We start from the raw sequence: 17,144 nt of genomic DNA on the forward strand, positions 1-17,144 counted from the left end.
TCGAAGCCCGTGATGAACTCTTCTTCTGCGGGACCCAAGAACGACACGACCAAGCACATCTTCGTGACTGGTGGTGTCGTTTCGTCTTTGGGCAAGGGGCTGACGGCAGCCAGCCTCGGAAACCTCCTCACGGCCCGCGGTCTGCGCGTCGTGATGCAGAAGCTCGACCCGTACCTGAACGTCGATCCGGGAACGATGAACCCGTTCCAGCACGGTGAGGTGTTCGTGACGGACGACGGCGCCGAGACCGATCTCGACATCGGACACTACGAGCGCTTCCTCGACATCAACCTGTCCGAGGCCGCCAACGTCACCACGGGTCAGATCTACTCGCAGGTGATCGCGCGAGAGCGCCGCGGCGAGTACCTCGGAGACACGGTCCAGGTGATCCCGCACATCACCGACGAGATCAAGCGCCGCATGCGCCTGCAGGCCTCGGAAGACCCGCGCCCCGACGTGATCATCACCGAGGTGGGCGGCACTGTCGGCGACATCGAGTCGCAGCCGTTCCTCGAGTCCGCGCGCCAGCTTCGTCACGAGCTCGGACGCGACAGCGTGTTCTTCGTGCACGTATCGCTCGTCCCGTTCATGGGCGCGTCGGGGGAGCAGAAGACCAAGCCGACGCAGCACTCCGTCGCGGCGCTCCGCCAGGTCGGCATCCAGCCCGATGCCCTGGTGCTCCGCAGCGACCGTCCGGTCAGCGCGAGCAACCGCAACAAGATCGCTCTCATGTGCGACGTCGACGTCGAAGGCGTCATCAACACCGTCGACCTGCCGAGCATCTACGACATCCCCTCGACGCTGAACGAGCAGGGGCTCGACTCGTACATCGTGCGACGGCTGGGCCTGGACCAGAAGGCGGACGACGTCGACTGGACCCGCTGGAACAAGGTGCTGCACGCGGTGCACAACCCCAAGCACGAGGTGACGATCGGTCTGGTCGGCAAGTACATCGACCTGCCCGACGCGTACCTCTCGGTGACCGAGGCGCTCAAGGCCGGCGGTTTCGCGCAGGAGACCAAGGTCAACATCCGCTGGATCCCCTCCGATCTCTGCGAGACGCCGGAAGGCGCGCAGGAGCAGCTGGCACAGCTCGACGGTATCTGCGTGCCCGGCGGCTTCGGCATCCGTGGCATCGAGGGCAAGCTCGGCGCGCTGAAGTTCGCGCGCGAGCAGGGCATCCCGACGCTCGGCCTGTGCCTCGGTCTGCAGTGCATGGTCATCGAGTACGCACGTGACGTCGCCGGCATCGTCGGGGCCTCGTCCAGCGAGTTCGACCCGGAGACCGCAGAACCGGTCATCGCGACGATGGCCGAGCAGGTCGACATCCTCGACGGTGGCGACCTCGGCGGCACCATGCGCCTCGGTCTGTACCAGGCAGCCCTGGCGGAAGGCTCGCTTGCCCGCGAGCTCTACGGCGCCCCCGAGGCCTCCGAGCGTCACCGCCACCGCTACGAGGTGAACAACGCCTACCGTGACCGTCTTTCCGAGGCGGGGCTGGTGTTCTCCGGACTCAACCCGGAGCTCGACCTCGTTGAGTACGTCGAGCTGCCCCGCGACGTGCACCCGTACTACATCGCCACCCAGGCGCACCCGGAACTGCGTTCGCGTCCGACCGCCCCGCACCCGCTGTTCCGCGGGCTGGTGGGCGCGGCGATCGATCGGCACCGCGCAAGCGAGCTGTTCGACGTCAGCGCGGACGACTGAATCGAGCAATCGAGCGATGATGACGGAGTCGACGGAGAGCCTCCGGGACGAGACCTTCGAGCCGGAGGTTCTCGAGAGCGACCTCGTCTACCGCGGCAGGGTCTGGGACGTGCGCTCTGACCGCGTGCGCTATGGCGACGGTGAGATCGTGCGGCAGTACGTCGCCCACACCGGCGCGGTGGCGATCGTCGCCCTCGACGAACAGGGGCGGGTGCTGCTGATCCAGCAGTACCGCCACCCGATCCGCCATCGTGATTGGGAGCTCCCGGCCGGACTGCTCGATGTGGAGGGCGAAGAGCCTCTCGAGGCCGCCCAGCGTGAGCTCGCCGAGGAGGCCGACCTGGTCGCCGTCCACTGGGAGCCACTGGTCTCCTCGTGGACGACGCCCGGTGGGAACGACGAGATCATCCACGTGTTCCTCGCGACCGGCGTCCGACCGTCCGGTGCGCCGCACGATCGCGAGGACGAGGAAGCGGATATCCGGGTGGAGTGGGTGTCGCTGGCCGATGCGGTCTCTGCGGTCATGGAGGGTCGGATGCGCAATGGGATCCTCGCGATCGGCGTGCTGGCGGCCTCGCAGAGGTTGCGCGACCGGGGCTGAGGATGCAGCTCGAGCGCGCCCTCGACGCCTACCTGCGTCATGTCACGATCGAGCGTGGTCTGAGCGCGCACACGATCGCGGCCTACCGGCGCGACCTCGAGGGATACCGGGAGTGGTTGGTCGCCGAGGGGATCGACGACACCGGCGAGGTGACGCCGGCGACGATCGACCGATTCATCGCGCAACGGGCCTCCGCGGAGCCGCCACCCGCGTCGACGAGCCTCGCACGCTTGCAGTCGTCGGTGCGGGGATGGCACCGCTTCCTCGCACGAGAGGGCATAGAGGCCGACGACCCGAGTGGTCGGCTCCGCCCGCCGAAGGCGCCGCGACGGCTGCCCAAAGCCCTCACGATCGAACAGGTCGAGCGTCTGCTCGCCGCGCCGTCTCCCGAAGCGCCGCTCGGCATCCGTGATCGCGCTCTGCTCGAGCTTCTCTATGCGACCGGTGCGCGCGTGTCCGAGGCGATCGACCTCGATGTGGACGACCTGGCGCACGGCGATGTGCTGCGGCTGCGGGGGAAGGGATCCAAGGAACGCATCGTGCCGCTGGGTTCCTACGCGCGCGCCGCCGTGGACACGTATCTGACCCGTGTGCGCCCCGCCCTCGCCGCCAAGGGTCGCGCCTCGGCCCGGCTCTTCCTCGGGGCGCGAGGCGCCCCGCTCTCCCGCCAGAGCGCGTGGCTCGTCATCCGCGCGGCAGCCGAGAGCGCCCAGATCACCGTGGACGTATCGCCGCACACGCTGCGGCACTCGTTCGCGACGCATCTCCTGCAAGGGGGTGCCGACGTGCGTGTCGTGCAGGAACTGCTCGGACACTCCTCGGTCGCGACGACGCAGATCTACACGCACGTCTCGGTCGACGCCCTTCGCGACATCTACGCGACGTCGCACCCGCGCGCCCGGTGACCTCGCAGCGCCGGCCTGGCGTCTGCCGCGTGCCGAGGCAGCTGAGCGGGGGCCCGGCCGGTACAATCGACCAAGCACGACGGAGCAGGAGAACGGGTGGCTGAGAAAGTGGCGAAGTCCAGGGCGAAGGCGCAGAAGGCCGACGAGACCCCCATGGGACCCACCGGCCGCCCCTATCACGGGTTCCCGATCCCGGAGCCGCTGAAGTCGCACGGCCCGGCGCGCATCATCGCGCTGTGCAACCAGAAGGGCGGCGTCGGCAAGACGACGACCTCGATCAACCTCGCCGCTTCCCTCGCGGAGTACGGCCGGAAGGTCCTCGCCGTCGACTTCGACCCGCAGGGTGCCCTGTCGGCCGGCCTCGGCATCCCGACGCACGATGTGCCGACGATCTACGACCTGCTGCTGGACACCAAGCGCGACGCGCACGATGCGATCGTGCACTCGAGCGTCGAGGGTCTCGACGTCATGCCGGCCAATATCGACCTCTCTGCCGCAGAGGTCCACCTCGTCAACGAGGTCGCGCGCGAGACGATCCTCGCACGTGTCCTGCGCCAGGTGGCGGGGGAGTACGACGTCATTCTCATCGACTGCCAGCCGTCCCTCGGCATCCTCACCGTGAACGCGCTGACCGCGGCGCACGGCGTGATCATCCCCCTCGAGTGCGAGTTCTTCGCCCTGCGCGGTGTGGCGCTGCTGATCGAGACGATCGACAAGGTCCGTGACCGGCTGAACCCGTCGATCACGATGGACGGCCTGTTGGCGACGATGTACGACCCGCGCACGCTGCACTCCCGCGAAGTTCTGGAGCGGGTCGTCGAGGCATTCGGCGACGATGTGCTGGAGACCGTGATCGGCCGCACCGTGAAGTTCCCCGACGCGTCGGTCTCGGGCGTGCCCATCACCGAGTTCGCCCCCGAGCACGCCGCCGCTCAGGCGTACCTGCGGCTGGCGCGGGAGCTGGTCGCCCGTGGCGCCGTCGCCTAGCGAGGGGCCTGTCGACGCAACGCTCGAGGAGAGCGCGGGCGATGCCGCGGCCACAGACACGGCAGGCTTCCGGGTGTCCCTGTCGAACTTCGACGGCCCCTTCGACCTGCTGCTGAATCTCATCTCGAAACATGAGATGGACATCACCGAGGTGTCGTTGAGCGCGGTCACGAACGAATTCATCGCGTATCTGGGGGAACTCGACGACGATGAGGACCTCGACCAGGCCTCCGAGTTCCTGGTCGTGGCCGCGACCCTGCTCGACATGAAGGTGGCGGGACTCCTGCCGCAGGGCGAGCTGGTGGATGCCGAGGCGGTGGCCCTTCTCGAGGCGCGTGACCTGCTGTTCGCCCGCCTGCTGCAGTACCGGGCCTTCAAGGAGGTCTCGACGTGGTTCGCTCGCTGCCTGCAGCGCGAGGATCGCCGACACGTCCGTGCCGTTCCCCTCGAGGAGAAGCACCGGCGGCAGACTCCGGAGCTCGTCTGGTCGCTGAGCGCCGACGACTTCGCCGCGCTCGCGCTGCTGGCGTTCGCACCCAAGGAGATCCCGCACGTCGGGCTCGACCATCTGCACGCACCGCTGGTCAGCATCCGCGAGCAGGCGGCGATCGTCGTGACACTGCTGCGTGGGACCGAGTCGGTGAGCTTCCGTGAGCTCGTCGCGGGCGTCACGGAGCCGGGCATCGTCGTCGCGCGCTTCATCTCGGTGCTGGAGCTCTATCGGCACGCGGCGCTGTCCTTCGAACAACTGGAACCGCTCGGCGAGCTGACGCTCCGCTGGGCCGCCGACTCCTGGTCGGACGAGACGCTGGCGACCCTGGGAGCCGATTATGACCGATGACGTGACGGAGACCGACGCTGTGACGGGGACCGACGCTGTGACGGGGACCGACGCTGTGACGGGGACCGACGCTGTGGCGGGGACCGACCTCACGGTGTCGGAGGATCAGACCTCGGACCCTGCCGGGACGGCACCCGAGATTCCCCTCGCCGAGCGGGTCGAAGCGATCCTCTTCATCGTGGATGAGCCGATCGGCCTCGTCGCGTTGGCTGCCGCCGTCGGGTCGCCGGTGCCAGCGGTACGTCAGACGCTCGAGATGCTCGTCGAGGACTACGACGGGCGGGGCACGGGACCACGGCGCGGCTTCGAGCTGCGCGAGGTGGGCGGCGGATGGCGACTGTACGTCCGCGAAGATCTCGATGCCATGGTGGCCGAGTTCGTCGGAGGGCAGGCCCCGGCGCGACTGTCGCAGGCCGCGCTCGAGACATTGGCGGTCATCGCCTACAAGCAGCCGGTGACGCGCAGCCAGGTCGCGTCCATCCGCGCGGTGAACGTCGATTCCGTCGTGCGCACGCTGCTCGCCCGCGGGCTGATCACGGAGCTGTTCGCGGATTCCGAGACCGGCGCGATCAACTACGGCACGTCCGACGCGCTTCTGCAGCACCTGGGCATCAACTCGCTCGACGAGCTGCCCCCGATCTCCCCGCTGCTCGATGACGGTGCAGACGGCTTCGACGAAGGGACCATCCGATGACAGGCTTCGACGCCTCGACAGACTCCGAGGCCGCGCCCGAGGGCGTGCGCTTGCAGAAGGTGCTCGCGGCGGCAGGCGTGGCCTCCCGCCGCGTGGTGGAGCAGTACATCGCCGAGGGCCGCATCCGCGTCAACGGCATCGTCGTGTCCGAGCAGGGGCGACGGATCGACCCCGAGCGCGACCTCGTCGACGTGGACGGTACCGCGATCCAGCTCGACGTCTCCAAGCGCTACGTCATGCTCAACAAGCCGACCGGCGTGGTGAGCAGCATGAAGGACGAGAGCGGCCGCCCCGACCTGCGTCGCTTCACCGAGAAGTACGAGGAGCGCCTCTACAACGTCGGCCGCCTCGATGCCGAGACGAGCGGTCTGCTGATCCTCACGAACGACGGCGCGCTCGCCCACGTGCTGGCCCACCCGTCTTTCGGCGTGACGAAGGTGTACATCGCGAAGGTCGAGGGCACAGTGCTGCCGCAGACGATCTCGAAGCTGACGAAGGGCATCGAGCTGGAGGACGGACCGATCGCCGCCGACAAGGCACGGCTGTTGGACACCTCCCGCGAGGAGAGCCTGGTCGAGCTGACGCTGCACTCCGGTCGCAACCGCATCGTGCGACGCATGCTCGCGGCGGTGGGCCACCCCGTCACCGAACTGGTCCGCCGGCAGTTCGGTCCGCTCCACCTGGGAACCCTCCCGGCCGGGAAGACGCGGGAACTGAGTAAAATCGAACTCGGCGCGCTTTTGACCCTGTCGCGCCGTGATTCCGGTGTCGCCGAGGCGCCAGGCGAGCAGGAGAACGAATGACCGATACGACGAGTGCGCCCACGGGGCGGAGAGCGGGCGTCGTCGCGCCGCGCCTCTCCGGTACCGTCCGCATCGTCGGCGCCGGACTCCTCGGCGCGAGCATCGGCCACGCCCTCCGCGCGAAGGGGGTAGATGTCGTCCTGACCGATGCCTCGCCCGCCCAACTGCGTCTCGCCGTCGACTACGGCGCCGGAAGGATCTCGAACGAGGACGATCAGCCTTCCCTGGTCGTTGTCGCGGTGCCGCCGGATGTCACTGCCGACGTGATCCAGGCCGAACTCGAACGGTTCCCAGAGGCCGTCGTCACCGACGTCGCGAGCGTGAAGCTCGAGCCTTTCCGTGCACTCCAGGCGCGCGGTGTCGACCTCACCCGCTACATCGGCTCTCACCCGCTCGCCGGTCGTGAGCGCGGGGGCGCGATCTCAGCGCGTGCCGACCTCTTCATCGGGCGCCCCTGGGTGGTGTGCCGTGATGAGGAGACGAGAGCCTCCGACCTCGCCCTCGTCGAGGCCCTCGCGCTCGACGTCGGAGCGACGCCCCTCGAGATGACTCCGGAGGAGCACGATCGTTCGGTCGCGCTGACCTCGCACGTGCCCCAGGTGGTCGCGAGCCTGCTCGCCGGTCGCCTCGCCGAAGCGGAAGAGGGGGCGCTCCGCCTTGCAGGCCAGGGCGTCCGCGACACCACACGCATCGCGGCATCCGCCCCCGAGCTCTGGGTGCAGATCCTCGGGGCGAACGCGGCACCCGTGGTCGAGATCCTCGATGCGCTGGCCTCCGACCTCGGCGAGATCTCCGATGCCCTGCGTGAGCCGAGCGCTCCGGGCGCCCGCCGCATCGTCGCCGAGACCATCCGGCAGGGGAACGACGGCGTTGAACGGCTCCCCGGCAAGCACGGACAGAATCAGCGTTTCGAAACCCTCGTCGTGATGGTCGACGACACCGCGGGTCAGCTCGGCCGCCTGTTCGGAGAGCTCGGCGAGCTCGGTGTGAACGTCGAGGACCTCCGCCTCGAGCATTCGCCCGGCGCGCAGTTCGGCCTCGCCGAGATCAGCGTCGATCCCGCGGCGCTGCATGGCGCGATCACCGGGCTGCAGGAACGTGGATGGCGCATCGCTGGGAGCACGAATGACTGATATCTCGACCTCTGCTGCGGACGCTTCGGTGACCGACGCGCACAAGTTCATCGCGATCGATGGGCCGGCCGGATCGGGCAAGTCCAGCGTTTCGAAGGCCGTCGCCCGCGCACTCGGTTTCGGCTACCTCGACACCGGCTCCGCCTACCGCGCACTCGCCTGGCATGTGCTCGATCGGGGCGCCGACACCGAAGACCCTGAGGCCGTGCGCGCTGCGGCGGCAGACTTCCCTCTGACGCTGGGGCTCGACCCCGACGAGCGGACGGTGCTCGTCGGCGACGTCGAGGTCACCGAGGCCATCCGAGACCCGAGGGTCTCCGGCGCGGTGAGCGGCGTGGCGCGCGTGCCCGAGGTTCGCGCGCAGGTCAACGAGCTGTTCCGCCGTCTGGTGTCGGAGTCGTCGTACCCCGCCGTCGTGGTGGAGGGCCGTGACATCACGACCGTGGTCGCCCCCGACGCTCCGGTGCGGATCCTTCTCACCGCAGCTCCCGAGGTACGGGCTGCACGACGTGCCGGTGAACTCGCCGGCGAGAACGCGGCTGCTGTCGCCGCGGCGCTGCACAAGCGTGACGCCTCAGACAGCGCCGTCGTCGACTTCCTGAACGCCGCAGAAGGCGTCGAGGTCGTCGATTCGACGGAACTCGATTTCCCCCAGACCATCGACGCCGTCCTCACGGTGATCGAACGAATCCAAGGAGCACACCGTGGCTGACGACGAATACGAAGGCGGCCCCGACCAGCTCGCCGAGAAGATGGACCAGCTCGACGAGCATCTCGCCGAGCAGCGCGCGGAGACGCTGCGCGCCGGCCTCTCCGACTACGAGCTGGACGATGAGGACGCGGAACTCCTCGCGGGCATCACGCTCGGCGAAGACGGCATCCACTACAGTCCGGCTCTTCCCGTGGTGGCGATCGTCGGACGACCGAACGTGGGCAAGTCCGCGTTGGTCAACCGCATCCTCGGCCGCCGCGAGGCCGTCGTCGAGGACACCCCCGGTGTCACCCGTGACCGCGTGACGTACAAGGCCGAGTGGGCCGACCGTCGCTTCTCGCTCGTCGACACCGGCGGGTGGGAGCCCGACGCGCGCGGCATCGACCGTTCGGTCGCGATGCAGGCCGAGGTCGCGATCGACCTCGCCGACATGGTGCTGTTCGTCGTCGACGCGATGGTGGGGGCGACGTCGACCGACGAGCACGTCGTGAAGCTGCTGCGCAAGAGCGGCAAGCCGGTGTTCCTCGTCGCCAACAAGATCGATGACGCCCGCCAGGAGCCGGAGACCGCAGCGCTGTGGAGCCTGGGCCTCGGCGAGCCCTGGCCCGTGTCGGCGATCCACGGACGCGGCGTCGCCGATCTGCTGGATGCCGTGCTCAAGAAGCTTCCCGAGGTCTCGGCCGTCGCGAAGCAGGAGATCGGCGGACCGCGCCGCGTGGCCATCCTCGGTCGTCCGAACGTGGGCAAGTCGTCACTGCTGAACAAGGCGGCAGGCGAGGAGCGCGTGGTCGTCAACGATCTGGCCGGCACCACCCGTGACCCGGTGGACGAGGTCGTGGAACTCGGCGGGAAGATGTGGCGTCTGGTCGACACCGCCGGTATCCGTCGTCGCGTGCACATGGCGCAGGGGGCCGACTTCTACGCCTCGCTGCGCACTTCGGCCGCGCTGGAGAAGGCCGAGGTCGCCGTCGTCGTTCTCGACGTCTCGGAGTCGATCAGTGAGCAGGACGTACGCATCATCGATCTCGTGCTGGAGTCGGGCCGCGCGCTCGTGCTCGCCTTCAACAAGTGGGACCGTCTGAACGACGACGATCTCGAGAACGCCGACCGCCGTCGCTACCTCGAGCGTGAGATCGAGCAGGATCTGGCGCACGTCGCCTGGGCCCCGCGGGTGAACATCTCGGCGAAGACCGGGCGTCACCTCGACAAGCTCGTGCCCGCGCTGGAGACGGCCCTGGAGAACTGGGACCGTCGTATTCCGACGGGCAAGTTCAACGCGTTCCTCGCAGAACTCGTGGCGGAGCACCCGCACCCGCTGCGCGGTGGCAAGCAGCCGCGCATCCTGTTCGGCACCCAGGCGTCGACGCGCCCGCCGACGTTCGTGCTGTTCACGACCGGTTTCCTCGACCCCGGGTACCGCCGGTTCATCCAGCGGCGTCTGCGCGAGCTCTACTCGTTCGAGGGCACGCCGATCGTGATCAACATGCGCGTGCGCGAGAAGCGTCAGCGCTGATCTGTTCCGGCGCATGTCGCGCCGTGGTGCTGTGACCCCGATGCTGTGAAAGGCTGAAGGGGTGACTGTCGTACCTCCTGCTTTCGGTGAACCGCGTCGCCCCGAGGGGCCGCGGAACCCCGGCGATGCCTGGGTGATCGCGGAGTCGGGGGAGAAGTACTGGGGGCGCTTCGGTGCTGCCGGGCTTCTCGCCTATGACCCCGCACGTGGCATCCTGCTGCAGCATCGTGTCGCGTGGAGTCACTTCGGTGGAACCTGGGGCTTGCCGGGCGGCGCACTCCACGAGGGGGAGAGCGCGATCGCGGGAGCGATCCGTGAGGCCCAGGAAGAGGCGGGCGTGCCGGACGGTGCCGTGCGCGCCCGGTTCACGAGCGTTCTCGATCTGGGCATCTGGTCGTACACGACCGTCGTCGCCGATGTCGGGGAGCCTTTCGAGCCGGTGATCAGCGACCCCGAGAGCGTCGCGCTCGAGTGGGTGCCGGTCGATCAGGTGTCGTCACGACCGTTGCACCCCGGTTTCGGTTCGTCGTGGCCGGCGTTGCTCGAACTGCTCGACGTGCGACCGGCGATCGTGGTGGATGCCGCGAATGTCGTCGGCTCGGTCCCTGATGGGTGGTGGAAAGACCGTGCGGGCGCCGCAGCTCGTCTTCGTGCGCGTCTGGAGGGACTGGCGGTCCCCGCGCACGCGCTGGAACTCGCAGGCGATGAGTGGTTCCCCGACGTGTCGATGGTGGTCGAGGGGCAGGCGCGAGGTATCGAAGACCAAGCCGGCACGGTCTCGGTGATCCGCGCGGAAGCCGCGGGTGATGACGCGATCGTCGCCGAGGTCGAGCGCCGTGTCGCGATGCAGCAGCTGGTCGTGACCGTCACGAGCGATAGGGGCCTCCGTGATCGCGCCGAGAGCGCCGGAGCCGCGCACATCCGTTCGGCCGGGTGGTTGCTCGATCTCTTCGCGGCCAACGGCTGACTTTCGCCCCAAGCCCCGCGCGCTGTTCCTAGCGCGCCGTGGTCCTAGCGCGCCGTGGTCCTAGCGCGGGTCCTGCGCGCTGTGGTCCTGACGTCGTGATTCAGACGAACATCACGCGTCGGGGCGGCGGGTCGGCATAGTCGCGGCCCAGCGGACTGTGCCACGTGATGCTGCGGTCCTTCTCCTGCTGAGCGGTCCAGCGATGCGAATCGGGAATGTCCGGATGCTTGAGCGTGTGGTGGCCCCGGCAGAAGTGGCCGAGGTTGTCGAGCCTGGTCTTCCCTCCCTTCGCATGATCGTGGTTGTGGTCGATCTCGCTGCGGTGCGCCGGCATGCGGCACCCCGGGAAGCGGCAGTGTCGGTCACGCGCGCGCAGGAACCGTCGCATCCCCTCGGTCGGCGTATAGGTGTCTGTCTCGACCACCATGCCTGTTGGGTCGAGGAACAGACGGGTCCAGCCGGTGTTGCGCCCCGCCAGCTCCCGGACGATGTCGGGGCTCAGGGGGCCGAGTCCGTCGAGCTCGGCAGCGCGGTCGTCGACGCCGGCGAGTGTGGTCGCCGCGACGGTCACCTGAATGCGGGCCTGGATGCCGTCGAGGGCGTCGCCGTGTGCGGTGCTCGGATCTGCGGTCAGGAGCAGATCCGAGAACAGGTCCGTCTCGGTCTGCTTCCACGTTCGGGTGTCGGCCGGGAAGTGCGTCAGTTCGGGATCTGTCGAGAACGTGTCACCATCAGCACCGTGGATCACGCCACCATCGACGAAGTCGACCGATGGGTCGTCGAGGGGAGGCTCATCGGGGTGGTCTACCTCCTCGTCGAACCACCAGGGCTGGGGCAGGATCTCGCGGGTGTCTCGGGCCCGCACGACTTCGCGCGTCATCCGGTTGAGTCGGTCGGAGATCGCGGTGGCGATCCACTCGGGGAGCACCGCGGTGAGAAGTGCCAGGCCGTCGTCGAGTGCTCTCACCGTCACACATCGTTCTTCTGCAGCGCGGCGGTGCCTCTCCACGAGCGTCTCGCCGACGAGGGCAGCCGCGACCTGGCGTACATGGGCGCGTGTGCGTGCGGCCGTGTCGCGTTCGGCGACGACGAGCGCCGCGGCTTCGAAGAGTTCCATGACCGCGGGATCGGCCTTCCTGTTGCGGATCGCTTCGGCGACGACCGCGCAGGCCCTGGAGATCTCTCGCACATGTCCGACGCTGATCATGCCGTCGGCGAATGCGGCACGGACGGCCGGGAGATGGGTGTGAAGGGCGTGGGCATCGGCGAAGGCGAACTCCATCGAGCCTTTCGACACGTGTCCGGCAGCGGAGAACTCCGCGATCATCGAGCGATGGATCGCCTCGCGATGAAAAGGGCTCGCGGAGACATCGGCGTCGAGGATGGCGATCTGCTCCGTCAGCAGGTCTGCGGCCTCGGCTTCGAGTGCGGCGATCCGACGTCTCGTGTCGACCCACGCGTCCAAGACGCGCCGTCGTTGCTCGAGATCGAGGTCGAGATCAGTCGAGAGTGGCATACCTCCAGATTAGAACAAAGCTTCGAATATCGTAAGGTGTGATGGCGGTGCATGCCGGGATATCAGTGAAAGCTCTCGTCGTTCCGCCCGCGCAGTTTGTCGATGTCGCGACGTTCTCGCTTGGTGGGGCGTCCGGCCCCGCGGTCGCGGAGTCCCAGCGCTGCCTGGGGCTCGCGCTCGGGAGTGCGATCCTCGTAGGCGAGCGCGGCCACCGGAGCCCCCACGCGCTTGACCAGCAGCTGACGGACGATGAGGATCCGATCGAATCCCGCAATGCGTATGCGCAGCTCATCTCCGATGCGAACCTGCTGCGCGGCCTTCACCTTGTCTCCGTTCACCCGTACATGCCCCGCTCGGCATGCGGTCGTCGCGGCCGACCGCGTCTTGTAGACGCGGATGGCCCAGAGCCAGCTGTCGACACGGGCGGCATCCATCAAGTGCTCCTCTTCCGCAGCGTCACGAGGGCGCCGGCAACGATCAGGCCTTGGCCGATCGTATAGGTGAGCATGACTGCAGGGCTGCTCCAGGACGGCAGCGAATCGGGGAGGAACAGGCGGAAGGCGAGGATGGTGTCGCTGGCGAGGAAGAAGGCCCCGCCGACCGCGATGAGGGGGTGACAGCGCGCTGAGAATGCCGCGGTTCCGCCGAGCACGAGCCCGTAGGCGGCGACGGCGATGAGCAGATCGCCCGTGTGCGAACCCAGGGTCGTGATCATGCCCACCCACCAGGCGGCGTACACCAGCGCCCACCAGGGCATGCGCCGGACGGACAGGTGGCGCGCGAACAGCACGATGTATGCCACGTGGGCGATGCCGAAGAAGGTCACCATCAGAGGCAGCTCCGGGCCCTGGGGGAAGAAGGTGCCGGCACCGTCGCCGAGCCAGGAGAACGACAATGCCGCGACGAGGAGGAGGAGCGTGATCCGCGGAGAGAGGCGTCGCGCAGAGACCAGCACCGGAACGGCCAGCAACGGCATCAGCAGCAGCTTCGTGGGCGCAGCGAGCGGATTGTCGATGGTCAGGAGGATGACGTGCAGGAGGGACATCACCGCGAACGGGAGAAAGGCCCACATGAGAGCGTGGCGCGGGGAGCGACGTTGCATCCCGCCATCGTAGGGTTCGCCCTGACTGGGGGTGACGGGCATCGCCGTCCCCGGCGTCGGCCCCGGAGTCATCCCGCTGTTCACGATTCGACGGCGACCTGCGTGACGCTGTCGTCGACACTGAGGTGCACGGCCGGCCAGTAGCCTTCGGGGAAGTGCTCTCCGCAGTTGTCGGTGAGGTGCAGTATGACGGTGCCGTCGGAGGCCGCCTCGATCGCCTCGATCGTGAGGTCGGAGGCGGCTTCGTCGAGCTCGCGGGGTTCAGGGGCACCCGTGCTGAAATTCGCGACGACCGCGTCGGTGGCGATCCGGTGCACGATGTCCAGTCGCTTCACCGCGTCGCGCATGCGGGGAAGGAGCGGTGCGACCTCGTCGGAGCTCGTGCCCTCCAGCATGAGCTCGACCTCGGTGCCCTCGACGGAGGTGGTGCCGACGAACCAATCGTGCGTCAGTACCGTGCCGTCGGTGAGTTCCGAACGGGCACGGGCGAACCTGCCGAGCTCGGGATCGTCGATGGTCGCGTTCTCGTCGGTCATGCCTTTCACGCTAGTGGCTTCTGGGTGATCGTCATCATGGGGTCAGATCGAGGGTGACCAGCGCGCGACCAGGTTTGAGCTCGGTCTTCTCCGTGAACCCGGCGGAGAGGAACGTGCCCAGGGTGCCGTGGAACAGGTCGTTGGTGCGCTTCCTCTCGCCCCCGGTGTCCACGGGATACCCTTCGATCAGGCGGGCCCCGGAGCCGCGGGCATAATCCACCGCCGCGCGCAGGAGTTCGAGGTTGAGCCCGGCACCGCGGTGTTCTCGGCGCACCACGAAGCACGTCACGGCCCACACTGATTCGTCGTCGAACGGCTCGGTGCTGGCCGCCGCGATGATGCGGGTGCGGGGAACACGCGCCTGGCGGGTGCGGGGACCGATGCGGATCCAACCTGCGGCCTCGCCGTCGACGTAGGCGATGATTCCCGGCGGCGGGCCGTCGTCGATCTCGGCGCGGAACATCTCGATGCGTTGCGGAGTCGTTGTCGTGTTCCAGTCCTTGTTGCTGAGCACCGGCCAGATGCACTGACAGCTTGCTCCATCCCCGCCTCCGGTGAGCGCGTGCTGCACGTCATCCCAACGAGCGGTCGTTGCCGCCTCGGTCGTGATCGTCACCATGCCGTGACGCTACGCCGGGCATCCGACACTCGCAACGCCTCGGTTCGCGGAGGGGATGGAGATACGGCTAAGATAGGGGAGTTGCCTGCGCGAGAGCGCAGAACAACGGGCTGTGGCGCAGCTTGGTAGCGCACTTGACTGGGGGTCAGGTGAGTTAGAGCGGCGGGACTGTCCGAAAACTAAACAACGGGATGTGGCGCAGCTTGGTAGCGCACTTGACTGGGGGTCAAGGGGTCGCAGGTTCAAATCCTGTCATCCCGACAAAAAGCCCTGGTGAGAGGCAACTTTCACCAGGGCTTCGTCGTTTCTGGGCGTGGTCACTGCCTGGTCCACTCGGCCGATACGGCTGATCTGCCCGCCGGTGAAGTGGACCACTCGTGTTTGACGCCGACGTTGCCGGAGTGGACCAAAAAGTGCCCGCGAGGTGCACCAATCTGCGGGCAGGCGGCTGCTCCGGCCCCTGTCTGGAGGGTCGGAGCGTAGATTCTGGGTGCTCATAGACGGGGTCCGTCGCGGCGGCTGGCGTCCTTCCTCGCGGGGGCTACGGAGAGGAACTGGTTGGCCTGCCTGGCGGCTTCGGCGAGGTGCCGGTGGTCGGGGTGGAGGTAGCCCTTGGTGGTCTCGATCGACTGGTGCCCGAGGATCTCCTGGAGCACGTGCAGGGCGATGCCGGCGTCGGCCATCCAGGTCGCCCCGGTGTGCCGCAGCCCGTGACGGGTGAGAGTGCCGAACCCGAGGCGCTTCACGAGGTCGTCCCACTGGGTTGCGTCACGCACGGTCGCGGTGGTCAGAACACCGCCGCGGGGTCCACGCAGGAGCGGGTCGTCGGGCTGTTTGTCGGCGGTGAGACGTTCCAGGACGGATTCGAGGGCGTCGAGCATAGGCACTGGGCGGTCTCGGCGGCCTTTGGTCTGCTTGATGACGAGGCCGCCTCGGCCGGGGTAGTGCTGTCGTCTGATCCACACGATCTGGTTGTCCCAGTCCACGTCTCCCGCCCGGAGGCCGGCGACCTCGGAGCCGCGGGCAGCGAGGAGCGCGGCGAGCATGACGTGATCGGAGTATGACTGGTGCACCTGCCCGCAGGCGTCGGCGAGTTTGCGCAGCGTGGCGAGGTCCGGGAGTGCGTATTGGCGCAGTGCCCCGGTGGTGTGGGTGACGTGCTTGCCGAGGTTGCGGCGGGCGCGGTGCTTGGCGGGGTTGATCGAGATGATGTCGTCGCGGACGGCTTCGTCCAGGACGCGCACCAGCGGGGCGATGGAGTTCTTGATCGTGGACGCGGAGTGCTCGGCCTCCCAGCCGTCGATGGTGCGGTCGATCATCCCCGCGGTGATCTTCGCGACCCGCACGTGTCCAAGCGCGGGCAGCACCCGCAGCCGGAGCCCGGTGTCGTAGAGCTCGGCGGTGGATGTGGGATCCAGACCGCGCTGCCAGCGGTCGCCGATTGATGCAGCGTAGGCGGTGAGGGTGACGGTGGAGTCGGTGCCGGTCTCGGTGGCCTTGCGCATCTGGTCGAAGAACTCCTCGACCTCCTCCATTGTGCGAACATGGCTGACCCGGCCGACGCGCTTCTTCGTGGATGGGTCGGTCCACCGTACTCGGGCGCGGAATCCCTCGCTGCGGCGTTCGACATCGGTGGTGAGACCTACGCCGACCGGCGGCATTCGGCGGTTGCGGGGGTCAGCCATGAGCGGTCTCCTGCTCGCGCACCCAGGCACGGACGGTGACGGGGTTGTACCTGTAGACGCCGCCGACCTGCACGAACGGCGGACCGACCTTCTCCCGCCGCCACCGAGACAGTGTGGCTTGGGAGACGGTCAGAAACTCGGATGCCTCCTTGGGGCACCACAGTGGCTCGAACGTGCCGATGCCGCGATCACTGGGCGGGCTCGTCATCGCCATGCACCTCGCCGGTCGTAGGGTCGGCGCCGAGGCTGGCGTAGAAGGCGTCCTCGGCGGCCTGCCGACGGGCGACATCCGCCTTCACGAACGCGCGGAAGTCCCCAGCCCGGTCCGGGATCACGGTGTCTTCGATCGTCTCGGTGGGCGTCTCGCCCGGCCACGCGGTCTGCCGGGTGGGTCGGTCGCGGTCCAGGCGGGTGCCGCAGGCGGCGACCCAGTCGCGCAGGCGTTGGCGGGCATCGGCGAAGTCCCTGTGCCATCCGTTGGGTGCCGACCCGTTCTCCTCGGGGTCGTATGCGCACAGCCAGTGCAGATGCAGGGCGCTGAGCTCCCACAGCAGCTCGGGATGGCGGTGCCAGAACGGCGGGATCACGCTCGCGGGGAGCCCATAGGTGTGGCGCAGCCAGGTCACCCACTTGTCGAGCTCGACCCACTCGCCGGCGGCTTCCTCGGCGGTGAGGAGGTTCCAATTCACTGGATGCGGCGGCTCTGCGAGCAGTTTTTCCTCCGCATCCGTGACCTCCTCATCGGCGTCATCGTGCAGCGGGGCGGGCTCGGGCTCGTCCGCCTCCGGGACGTCATCGACTTCGGCCATCATGGTCTCCTCGG

General features: G+C 68.1%; 19 protein-coding genes and 1 tRNA gene. 12 read left to right on the plus strand and 8 right to left on the minus strand.

Annotation, left to right across the window (positions count from 1 at the left end; translation table 11 throughout):
- Nucleotides 1-12 precede the first annotated feature (12 nt).
- The 11 genes from ABDC25_RS06090 to ABDC25_RS06140 all read left to right on the plus strand — a co-directional run bounded on the left by ABDC25_RS06090 (nucleotide 13) and on the right by ABDC25_RS06140 (nucleotide 10,863).
- A complete protein-coding gene (locus tag ABDC25_RS06090; protein WP_347125944.1) occupies nucleotides 13-1,707 on the plus strand; it encodes a CTP synthase in 1,695 nt (564 codons plus the stop codon).
- 19 nt (nucleotides 1,708-1,726) lie between these two features.
- On the plus strand, nucleotides 1,727-2,308 hold the full coding sequence (locus ABDC25_RS06095) for an NUDIX hydrolase (protein ID WP_347125334.1): 582 nt from the start codon (nucleotides 1,727-1,729) through the stop codon (nucleotides 2,306-2,308).
- A 2-nt stretch (nucleotides 2,309-2,310) separates the two neighbouring features.
- Nucleotides 2,311-3,213: a site-specific tyrosine recombinase XerD gene (gene xerD, locus ABDC25_RS06100; protein ID WP_315073947.1), complete on the plus strand. Its 903-nt coding sequence runs from the start codon at nucleotides 2,311-2,313 to the stop codon at nucleotides 3,211-3,213.
- A gap of 153 nt (nucleotides 3,214-3,366) precedes the next feature.
- A complete protein-coding gene (locus tag ABDC25_RS06105) occupies nucleotides 3,367-4,200 on the plus strand; it encodes a ParA family protein (protein ID WP_168441067.1) in 834 nt (277 codons plus the stop codon).
- A gap of 73 nt (nucleotides 4,201-4,273) precedes the next feature.
- Nucleotides 4,274-5,041, plus strand: a complete 768-nt coding sequence (locus ABDC25_RS06110; protein WP_231479815.1) for a ScpA family protein — start codon at nucleotides 4,274-4,276, stop codon at nucleotides 5,039-5,041.
- Complete coding sequence (scpB, locus tag ABDC25_RS06115) at nucleotides 5,031-5,735, plus strand: SMC-Scp complex subunit ScpB (protein WP_347125336.1); 705 nt, start codon at nucleotides 5,031-5,033, stop codon at nucleotides 5,733-5,735. The genes ABDC25_RS06110 and scpB overlap by 11 nt, the downstream gene beginning before the upstream one ends.
- Nucleotides 5,732-6,538: a pseudouridine synthase gene (locus tag ABDC25_RS06120; RefSeq protein ID WP_021199277.1), complete on the plus strand. Its 807-nt coding sequence runs from the start codon at nucleotides 5,732-5,734 to the stop codon at nucleotides 6,536-6,538. Before scpB ends, ABDC25_RS06120 begins: the two co-directional genes overlap by 4 nt.
- Complete coding sequence (locus ABDC25_RS06125) at nucleotides 6,535-7,671, plus strand: prephenate dehydrogenase (RefSeq protein ID WP_021199278.1); 1,137 nt, start codon at nucleotides 6,535-6,537, stop codon at nucleotides 7,669-7,671. The genes ABDC25_RS06120 and ABDC25_RS06125 overlap by 4 nt, the downstream gene beginning before the upstream one ends.
- Nucleotides 7,664-8,383: a (d)CMP kinase gene (cmk, locus tag ABDC25_RS06130; protein WP_021199279.1), complete on the plus strand. Its 720-nt coding sequence runs from the start codon at nucleotides 7,664-7,666 to the stop codon at nucleotides 8,381-8,383. Before ABDC25_RS06125 ends, cmk begins: the two co-directional genes overlap by 8 nt.
- Before the next feature lie 40 nt (nucleotides 8,384-8,423).
- Nucleotides 8,424-9,896 (plus strand): ribosome biogenesis GTPase Der, encoded by a 1,473-nt coding sequence (gene der, locus ABDC25_RS06135; protein ID WP_208323601.1) that lies wholly within the window; start codon nucleotides 8,424-8,426, stop codon nucleotides 9,894-9,896.
- 61 nt (nucleotides 9,897-9,957) lie between these two features.
- Nucleotides 9,958-10,863 (plus strand): NUDIX hydrolase, encoded by a 906-nt coding sequence (locus tag ABDC25_RS06140; RefSeq protein WP_029258968.1) that lies wholly within the window; start codon nucleotides 9,958-9,960, stop codon nucleotides 10,861-10,863.
- A gap of 100 nt (nucleotides 10,864-10,963) precedes the next feature.
- Here the strand turns inward: ABDC25_RS06140 and ABDC25_RS06145 are convergent, their stop codons facing one another.
- From ABDC25_RS06145 to ABDC25_RS06165, 5 genes are all read right to left on the minus strand, one after another.
- Entirely contained in the window at nucleotides 10,964-12,379 is a 1,416-nt protein-coding gene (locus tag ABDC25_RS06145; RefSeq protein WP_347125340.1) for a DUF222 domain-containing protein, read from the minus strand.
- Nucleotides 12,380-12,441: 62 nt separating this feature from the next.
- Nucleotides 12,442-12,813, minus strand: coding sequence for an RNA-binding S4 domain-containing protein (locus ABDC25_RS06150; protein ID WP_021199283.1), 372 nt, complete (start codon nucleotides 12,811-12,813; stop codon nucleotides 12,442-12,444).
- Nucleotides 12,813-13,481: a lysoplasmalogenase gene (locus ABDC25_RS06155; RefSeq protein ID WP_347125342.1), complete on the minus strand. Its 669-nt coding sequence runs from the start codon at nucleotides 13,479-13,481 to the stop codon at nucleotides 12,813-12,815. Before ABDC25_RS06155 ends, ABDC25_RS06150 begins: the two co-directional genes overlap by 1 nt.
- Nucleotides 13,482-13,561: 80 nt before the next feature.
- Nucleotides 13,562-14,017, minus strand: coding sequence for a hypothetical protein (locus ABDC25_RS06160; RefSeq protein WP_021199285.1), 456 nt, complete (start codon nucleotides 14,015-14,017; stop codon nucleotides 13,562-13,564).
- A gap of 34 nt (nucleotides 14,018-14,051) precedes the next feature.
- The gene (locus ABDC25_RS06165; protein ID WP_347125344.1) at nucleotides 14,052-14,636 is read right to left on the minus strand and encodes a GNAT family N-acetyltransferase; all 585 of its coding nucleotides are present in this window, start codon (nucleotides 14,634-14,636) and stop codon (nucleotides 14,052-14,054) included.
- Between the two features lie 187 nt (nucleotides 14,637-14,823).
- On the opposite strand from ABDC25_RS06165, the gene ABDC25_RS06170 reads away from it, so the two are divergent.
- A tRNA-Pro gene (locus ABDC25_RS06170) sits at nucleotides 14,824-14,897 on the plus strand.
- A gap of 233 nt (nucleotides 14,898-15,130) precedes the next feature.
- On the opposite strand, the gene ABDC25_RS06175 is transcribed toward ABDC25_RS06170, so the two are convergent.
- The 3 genes from ABDC25_RS06175 to ABDC25_RS06185 are packed head-to-tail and all read right to left on the minus strand — an operon-like array spanning nucleotide 15,131 to nucleotide 17,130.
- On the minus strand, nucleotides 15,131-16,321 hold the full coding sequence (locus tag ABDC25_RS06175) for a tyrosine-type recombinase/integrase (RefSeq protein ID WP_347125346.1): 1,191 nt from the start codon (nucleotides 16,319-16,321) through the stop codon (nucleotides 15,131-15,133).
- A complete protein-coding gene (locus ABDC25_RS06180; RefSeq protein WP_347125348.1) occupies nucleotides 16,314-16,529 on the minus strand; it encodes a helix-turn-helix domain-containing protein in 216 nt (71 codons plus the stop codon). The genes ABDC25_RS06175 and ABDC25_RS06180 overlap by 8 nt, the downstream gene beginning before the upstream one ends.
- Nucleotides 16,510-17,130 carry a hypothetical protein gene (locus tag ABDC25_RS06185; RefSeq protein ID WP_347125350.1) on the minus strand — a complete coding sequence of 207 codons (621 nt, stop codon included), beginning with the start codon at nucleotides 17,128-17,130 and terminating at the stop codon, nucleotides 16,510-16,512. The genes ABDC25_RS06180 and ABDC25_RS06185 overlap by 20 nt, the downstream gene beginning before the upstream one ends.
- Nucleotides 17,131-17,144: the final 14 nt, after the last annotated feature.

The organism is Microbacterium sp. SY138 (assembly GCF_039729145.1).
Lineage (GTDB): Bacteria > Actinomycetota > Actinomycetes > Actinomycetales > Microbacteriaceae > Microbacterium > Microbacterium maritypicum_A.

What these genes read in the sequence shown, in the direction of transcription:
- xerD (WP_315073947.1), top strand. Translation starts at nt 2,311, where the DNA reads ATGCAGCTCGAGCGCGCCCTCGACGCCTACCTGCGTCATGTCACGATC.
- cmk (WP_021199279.1), top strand. Translation starts at nt 7,664, where the DNA reads ATGACTGATATCTCGACCTCTGCTGCGGACGCTTCGGTGACCGACGCG.
- ABDC25_RS06120 (WP_021199277.1), top strand. Translation starts at nt 5,732, where the DNA reads ATGACAGGCTTCGACGCCTCGACAGACTCCGAGGCCGCGCCCGAGGGC.
- ABDC25_RS06090 (WP_347125944.1), top strand. Translation starts at nt 13, where the DNA reads ATGAACTCTTCTTCTGCGGGACCCAAGAACGACACGACCAAGCACATC.
- ABDC25_RS06165 (WP_347125344.1), bottom strand. Translation starts at nt 14,636, where the DNA reads ATGGTGACGATCACGACCGAGGCGGCAACGACCGCTCGTTGGGATGAC.
- ABDC25_RS06105 (WP_168441067.1), top strand. Translation starts at nt 3,367, where the DNA reads ATGGGACCCACCGGCCGCCCCTATCACGGGTTCCCGATCCCGGAGCCG.
- ABDC25_RS06125 (WP_021199278.1), top strand. Translation starts at nt 6,535, where the DNA reads ATGACCGATACGACGAGTGCGCCCACGGGGCGGAGAGCGGGCGTCGTC.
- der (WP_208323601.1), top strand. Translation starts at nt 8,424, where the DNA reads ATGGACCAGCTCGACGAGCATCTCGCCGAGCAGCGCGCGGAGACGCTG.
- ABDC25_RS06185 (WP_347125350.1), bottom strand. Translation starts at nt 17,130, where the DNA reads ATGGCCGAAGTCGATGACGTCCCGGAGGCGGACGAGCCCGAGCCCGCC.
- ABDC25_RS06175 (WP_347125346.1), bottom strand. Translation starts at nt 16,321, where the DNA reads ATGGCTGACCCCCGCAACCGCCGAATGCCGCCGGTCGGCGTAGGTCTC.
- ABDC25_RS06145 (WP_347125340.1), bottom strand. Translation starts at nt 12,379, where the DNA reads ATGCCACTCTCGACTGATCTCGACCTCGATCTCGAGCAACGACGGCGC.
- ABDC25_RS06155 (WP_347125342.1), bottom strand. Translation starts at nt 13,481, where the DNA reads ATGCAACGTCGCTCCCCGCGCCACGCTCTCATGTGGGCCTTTCTCCCG.
- ABDC25_RS06095 (WP_347125334.1), top strand. Translation starts at nt 1,727, where the DNA reads ATGACGGAGTCGACGGAGAGCCTCCGGGACGAGACCTTCGAGCCGGAG.
- scpB (WP_347125336.1), top strand. Translation starts at nt 5,031, where the DNA reads ATGACCGATGACGTGACGGAGACCGACGCTGTGACGGGGACCGACGCT.
- ABDC25_RS06180 (WP_347125348.1), bottom strand. Translation starts at nt 16,529, where the DNA reads ATGACGAGCCCGCCCAGTGATCGCGGCATCGGCACGTTCGAGCCACTG.
- ABDC25_RS06160 (WP_021199285.1), bottom strand. Translation starts at nt 14,017, where the DNA reads ATGACCGACGAGAACGCGACCATCGACGATCCCGAGCTCGGCAGGTTC.
- ABDC25_RS06150 (WP_021199283.1), bottom strand. Translation starts at nt 12,813, where the DNA reads ATGGATGCCGCCCGTGTCGACAGCTGGCTCTGGGCCATCCGCGTCTAC.